Here is a 1,112-nt window from a genome sequence, read left to right as displayed (position 1 = left end):
TGTGCTGTCTCACCTCATCGTTGACACTTCATGTCTCAACTGATCGTGGACGGTTCATGTCTCAGGACTTCGTGGACGGTTGCCTGCCCGTGCCGTTGAGGCCGATGTAGACGGTTCCTTTGGGCGGGCGCGGGTGGCTGATGATTTCGGTTCCCCGTGCGTCGAAGAACATGATGGTTTCGTCGTCGTAGAGGACGTGGATCTGTTCTCCTGCGTGGTTCGTGCCGATGTAGAAGTGCATTCCGATGACGGTGACTTCGCCCTGACGCCCCACCTTTCGTTGCACGCTCTGGCGGGGTGTGGGTTTGCGGGTTTCGGGGGTCGGGGGCTCTGGCGGCAGGGCTGTCGCGGTGGCGTTCCACGCCTCGGCCGGGGTCGTGCCCGGCGGCAGCGCCTGGTGTTCACGCTCGGTGTTGTAGTACGTGTCGAAGACATCGACACGGGCCTGTAGTTCGGCGACGGTCGCGGCCTGGGGATGGCGGTTCAGGTAGGTGTGCAGGGTCCGGTGGAAGCGTTCGTTCTTGCCCTGGGTGGTGGGTTTGTAGGGTTTTCCGGTGATCGGCACGACGCCGAGAGCCTTRAGGTATTCCACCAGGGCCCCGGTGCGGCCCCTCCGTGTGGGATTGAACGCCGCCCCGTTGTCCGATAGGAACTTTTGGGGCACTCCGTGGCGATCGATAGCTATTCGCACCACCCGGATGGCCGCTTCGGATGTCTCTGCGTCTGCGACCAGCGATGCCAGTGCCAGGCGGGAATGATCGTCGATGAGCTGGAAAATGGCCACCCTGGCTCCGCCGGCCAGCAGCCACTCCGTCGAGTCGATCTGCCAGCAGCCGTTGGGTTCTGGATAGACGAATCTTTGGTAGGCGCTGCGCGGTTTCTTCCTCGGTTCCGGGACCACGACTCCGGCCCGGGTGAAGATCCGGGCCAAGGTGGCACGTGATGGCGGTTGGACCCCCTGGCGTCGGAGTTTGGCGGCGACGCTCAGCGGCCCGTAGTCATAGCCGAGGCTCTTCAGGGACTCCCGGGTCGCGAGAGCCAGCTGCGCCAAAGAGGCATCGACCTTGGCCGGGCTGGTCGCCGGCTTGGTCGAGGCAGTTTCCAAGGCTTTG

The 1,112-nt window shown here is 63.7% G+C and carries 1 protein-coding gene; it reads right to left on the bottom strand.

Annotated elements, in window-relative coordinates; translation table 11 throughout:
- Positions 1-61 precede the first annotated feature (61 nt).
- The coding region (locus tag AC1DN2_RS21310; protein ID WP_476851875.1) for a DDE-type integrase/transposase/recombinase at positions 62-1,112 on the bottom strand (1,051 nt) is incomplete at its 5' end.

Source organism: Arthrobacter sp. 01L42, assembly GCF_056400005.1.
Note: the sequence above shows the minus strand (reverse complement) of the source record. Positions and strands in the feature narration are given on the sequence as shown.